The sequence below is a fragment of the Candidatus Electronema sp. PJ genome (assembly GCF_048287395.1).
Classification (GTDB): Bacteria; Desulfobacterota; Desulfobulbia; order Desulfobulbales; family Desulfobulbaceae; genus Electronema.
On the sequence record NZ_JBLWEO010000047.1, the window covers coordinates 1 to 4,739 of the forward strand.

Annotated in this window: 7 protein-coding genes; 6 read left to right on the forward strand and 1 reads right to left on the reverse strand. The window is 55.6% G+C overall.

What is annotated here, in order from left to right; genetic code table 11:
• Positions 1 to 353: 353 nt before the first annotated feature.
• Genes ACNKIB_RS07700 through ACNKIB_RS07715 form a run of 4 tightly spaced genes read left to right on the forward strand, consistent with a single transcriptional unit; the run spans position 354 to position 3,431 of the window.
• Positions 354 to 2,186: an ABC-F family ATP-binding cassette domain-containing protein gene (locus ACNKIB_RS07700; protein WP_417909966.1), complete on the forward strand. Its 1,833-nt coding sequence runs from the start codon at positions 354 to 356 to the stop codon at positions 2,184 to 2,186.
• Complete coding sequence (locus ACNKIB_RS07705; RefSeq protein WP_417909967.1) at positions 2,176 to 2,358, forward strand: hypothetical protein; 183 nt, start codon at positions 2,176 to 2,178, stop codon at positions 2,356 to 2,358. Before ACNKIB_RS07700 ends, ACNKIB_RS07705 begins: the two co-directional genes overlap by 11 nt.
• Positions 2,359 to 2,362: 4 nt before the next feature.
• Positions 2,363 to 3,235, forward strand: coding sequence for a Tim44 domain-containing protein (locus ACNKIB_RS07710; protein WP_417909968.1), 873 nt, complete (start codon positions 2,363 to 2,365; stop codon positions 3,233 to 3,235).
• Between the two features lie 25 nt (positions 3,236 to 3,260).
• A complete protein-coding gene (locus ACNKIB_RS07715; RefSeq protein WP_417909969.1) occupies positions 3,261 to 3,431 on the forward strand; it encodes a hypothetical protein in 171 nt (56 codons plus the stop codon).
• 105 nt (positions 3,432 to 3,536) lie between these two features.
• Here the strand turns inward: ACNKIB_RS07715 and ACNKIB_RS07720 are convergent, their stop codons facing one another.
• Positions 3,537 to 3,788 (reverse strand): FeoA family protein, encoded by a 252-nt coding sequence (locus tag ACNKIB_RS07720; RefSeq protein WP_417909970.1) that lies wholly within the window; start codon positions 3,786 to 3,788, stop codon positions 3,537 to 3,539.
• 266 nt (positions 3,789 to 4,054) lie between these two features.
• On the opposite strand from ACNKIB_RS07720, the gene ACNKIB_RS07725 reads away from it, so the two are divergent.
• Positions 4,055 to 4,369: a hypothetical protein gene (locus tag ACNKIB_RS07725; RefSeq protein WP_417909971.1), complete on the forward strand. Its 315-nt coding sequence runs from the start codon at positions 4,055 to 4,057 to the stop codon at positions 4,367 to 4,369.
• 229 nt (positions 4,370 to 4,598) lie between these two features.
• A partial coding sequence (locus tag ACNKIB_RS07730) for a transposase (protein ID WP_417909972.1) occupies positions 4,599 to 4,739 on the forward strand: 141 nt, incomplete at its 3' end.

Genomic DNA, 4,739 nt, shown 5'->3' on the forward strand with positions numbered 1-4,739 from the left:
TACTGCCGCCTCCTCAAAACTCAAACCTTCACGTTCTTTGATTTCCAATACTTTCCGGCGAAAATCTACTGAATAGGCCATAAGATTCAACTCATAGGATGAAAATGATTGCTTGATCATTTTATATCGCTGCGGCGATATTTGAGCCGGACAAGCTCAGTCGCCCCGTGCAGGCCGCCGCTCCAAACCCGCCTCCTGCCCAAAAACCTCGCCTCGGCAGCTCTACCATGCTATAATGCCTCCCGGCTGCTGGGCATATATCTGCCCGGCAGCATGTCTTTTCTGCTTCTTCCTCTTACGAATGGCTTGGCTCCTGTCCGCAGGCCGCTGATCCTGAAATGGAACTCTGACGCATGGCCGACCTGCTTACCTGCCGCACCATTGGCAAAGCCTTTGGGGCGCAAACGCTCTTTTCCTCAGTCAATCTCTCCATCAGCGAGGGCGACCGCATCGGTTTGATCGGGCCGAACGGCTCCGGCAAATCCACTCTGCTGAAAATCATCAGCGGTATGATTGAGCCGGACAGCGGTGAGATCTTCCGGCAGAAGCATGTCCGCAGCAGCTTTCTTGCGCAGGAGGATTCATTTGCTGAGGACAAGAGCTGCTTGGACAACCTCTGCGCCGCAATTGACAACCAGCATCTGGAGCCTGCCGAGCGAGAAAGCCGGGCGCAGGCTCTTCTCAGCCGGGCGGAATTCACTGATCCTGACTGCCTGGCAAGACTGCTCTCCGGCGGCTGGCGCAAGCGGCTGGCTATCTGCCGCGCCCTGATCGTTCGGCCAGACCTGCTCCTGATGGACGAGCCGACCAACCATCTTGATTTGGAAGGCATACTCTGGCTGGAAAAGATGCTCAACGCCTCGCTGCCGGAAAGTCCTGCCGCGTTCCTGATGATCAGCCACGACCGCCGCTTTCTGGAGAACACGGTCAGGCGGGTGATTGAGCTGTCTGCTGCCTACCCGAACGGCACCTTGCAGGTGAACGGCAACTATTCCGCCTTTGTCGAGCAGCGGGAAACCTTTCTTGAACAGCAGCAGGAGCAGGAAGAGCGGCTGGCCAACAAGGTGCGGCGCGAGAATGAATGGCTCAGTCGCGGCCCGAAAGCCAGAGGCACCAAGGCCAAGGCCCGCAAGGACGCAGCCTACCAGCTTCAGGATGATCTAGTTGAGGTGAAGAACCGCAACCGGGTCGGCAAGGTGGACATCGCCTTTGATGCCACGGAGCGCAAGACGAAAAAGCTGCTGACTGCGCTTGGCATCAGCAAGAGCTTTGACGGTAGGCAGCTCTTCAGCAATCTTGATCTGACGCTCTCGCCCGGCACTAGACTGGGCCTGCTGGGCAGAAACGGCTGCGGTAAATCCACCTTGATGCAGATCCTCGCCGCCGCAGACCGCGATGACGGCCTCAAGCCGGACAGCGGCACGGTCAAGGTGGCGGACAAGCTGCGCATTGTCAACTTTGACCAGCGCAGACAGCAGCTTGATCAGCAACAGACTTTGCGCCGTGCTTTGGCCCCGGACGGCGATTCGGTGCTGTATCAGGACCGGTCAATCCACGTTGTCTCGTGGGCGAAACGTTTCCTCTTCCGCCCGGATCAGCTGGAAACGCCGGTGGCGCGGCTGTCCGGCGGCGAGCAGGCCCGTATTCTCATTGCTGCGCTGATGCGCCAGCCTGCGGACGTGCTGCTTCTCGACGAGCCGACCAACGACCTCGACATCCCTTCCTTGGACGTGCTGGAAGAGAGCCTGAGCGAGTTCCCCGGCGCATTGGTTCTTGTCACCCACGACCGTTTCATGCTCGACCGCCTCTGCGATCAGGTGCTCGGCTTTGATGGCAAGGGCAACGCCTCGTTCTTTGCTGAGTATGCGCAGTGGCTGCGCACTCTTGCTGAAGACGCAGGCCCTCCGCCAAGCAGCAAGAAAACGCCGTCTGCTGCGCCGGATGTCAAGAAAGCAGCGAAAAAACTTTCCTACAAAGACCAGCGCGAGTATGATTTGATGGAAGAAAGCATCCTCGCCGCTGAAACCCGGCAGGAGGAGCTGGAAGCGCGGCTGCACGAGCCGGAACTTGTTGCTGATCCGGCCAAGCTCGCTGAATACTGGGAAGAGCAGGCAGCGGCAGCGCAGGAAGTCGCCCGCCTGTACGCCCGCTGGGAAGAGCTGGAGCAGCTGAAGAATGGAGAATAAGCAGCCTGCTCCTTGTCCGGCCTGCGGCGGCAGCGGCCAGCTCAGTTCCTTCAAAGGCGAGAGCCGTTTTCTGCTTTCCGTGGAGGAATGTCCGCTTTGCTGCGGCACCGGTCTGGCGGAAGAAACGCCGTCCGGCTCCGACCCTGAACCGTCAACTCACACCCCAAGGTGATTCCATGTATGCAGCTTTGCGCAAGCTGACCCCGTTCTTTCTGGTCTTTTTCACCCTCGTCTTTGCCGATGCTGGTCTGGCAGTGCTGGACGCAGAAGCCCGTTCCCGCAGCGGTGGACGTTCATTCAAGCGTTCCGCGCCCAGTGCACCGAGAAGCGCGCCTGCATCAGGAGCAACAGCGCGTCCGTCCAACTCTGGTTTTGGCCGTGGTTTGGCAGGCGGTTTGATCGGCGGAGCTATAGGTGGTCTGCTCCTCGGCTCGCTGTTTGGCGCGAACGGCTCAGGCATCGGCATCCTGCCTATTCTCCTGCTCGGCGTGGCCGGATATTTTTTCTACCGCCGCTTCATGGCTAAACCGAGCAGCGGCCTGTCAGCGTATCAGCCGTTGAGCAGTTTCAGCAGGTCTGCGCCCCCGCCTGCTGTTGATTCTCTTGAAGCAGGCTTGGCGGAACTCCGCAGCACTGATCCTGATTTTGATCCGCAGCATTTCACCGAAGTGGCCTCTGATGTCTTTTTCAAGGTGCAGGCAGGCTGGATGCGCCGCGACCTGAGCAGCTTCCGCCACCTGCTCGGCAGCAGATTGGCCGAGGAATACGCCCAGCATTTTGCTGATATGGCGCAGAAAGGCATCATTAACAAGCTGGAGTCCATTGCTGTCCGCAAGGCGGAGATTGTTGATGCAGGCAGCGTCAACGGCGAGGATTTCGTCACCATCCTCTTCACCGCCAACCTGCTTGATTACACAGTGGATGAGAAGAGCGGCGAGCTGCTGGAAGGCAGCATGACTGAGCCGGTGAAATTCGCAGAGAAATGGACATGGGCCAGACCGGTCAACACTGAGGCATGGCTGCTGGAAGGCGTTGAGCTGGCAGACTGAAACGACAAGCAAAGAGGAGAAGACGATGACTGCGGCAAAAAAAGGGAACTGTGTGAAAGTCCATTACACCGGCACCTTGGAGGACGGTAGGATGTTAGGATGTTTGACTCACAATGTCGTCTCGCTTGCCGTTACCTGTGATCTCAATTATCTTGTCAATCACAACACCTTTGCTTATACACGTCATCGCTTTTGAAGAATGCGGGTATGATAAAGAAGGTTACAACATCGATAACTCATGAAGGCAAGTGGTGCAAGCAGTACGGCGTATTTCCGCATAGCCCGTGGCTTTGCCAGAGCATCATGGTGATGGCGGCTCATCAGCCACCTTCACGGTGATGTGATCCGCCTCTTTGTTGCGCAGGGTGAGTGTGCCACCCATGACCCGCAGGGCAACCGGGTCTTTGAGAGGAGCGCGCTGCTTGACTGTAATCTCGGTACCAGGCACAAGGCCCATCTCGCGGATACGACGGCCAAGCTCGCCGCCAACTCGGACCGCCGTGATGGTACCGCTCTGGTTAATCGCCATTTGGCGCAGGTTAATTTCAGGCATGATGTGTTGGAAGGAGAACGTTTGTTAGCTCAAGAGGCTGTATCATAGCGGCTTGCTGCCGCATGTCAATCTGTTTTGCAGGAATTTTACTCGACAAATATCCTGTCAGTTTTATCACATACAGTTCATCGTCAGGTTTGCTCCTCAATCAGGAACAGGAACGTCAGTTCTTCCTTGACAAAGGAACTTGCTCTCTAATAGGATGACACTATACCGTTTCCGCAGGGAGAGCAATTCCTTAACCCCCTTAAAAGGAGGATGCAAACATGGCTGCTATAGCTTATGCAGGACGTACCGAACCCGGCAACACAAATTGGAAGCAAGTTGCTAATGGTCGTGGTGTCTATGTTGATGTTGACACATCGGCTGCTCATTTTAATACTACGAGAAACATACCAGTGTACATCACCTCGTTGGGCGGCAAGAACCAGCATTGGGCAACAACAGGAGCTACATCTATCTACAAAGCAACTTATACCGGTTTCCGTATATTTGTCAGATGGATAGATGGCAGTCCTATTACACCAGACTATGCCAATGACGTTGAATGGCACATCAACTGGCTGGGCAGACAGGAATAGGCAGAGTCATGATCTTCGTCCTCCTCCTTCAATGTGTGCTTCTCCTTGGCTTGCTCTGCGTAGCCGAGGCTGAAGGAGGTATTTTGTTCTGACGCTCAGAAGAGCAAAAACAATCCGGCAGCCACGGTTCAACGCACGAGCCGTGGCTTTTTTATTGTCCTCACTTGGGAGGGTTAAAACCCCCACCTTTAGGTGGCAGCTTCAGCGTCTCTTGAGTTAAACTAGGGGGATGGAAACATATCGTCATGGAACGCATACTGTATTTTCAATACATCTGCATTTGGTGTGGATCACAAAATACCGCAAAAAACTTTTGAAAGACGAAGTGTCTTTCCGCGTCCGGGACATGATCAGGGAAATCTGCCGACAA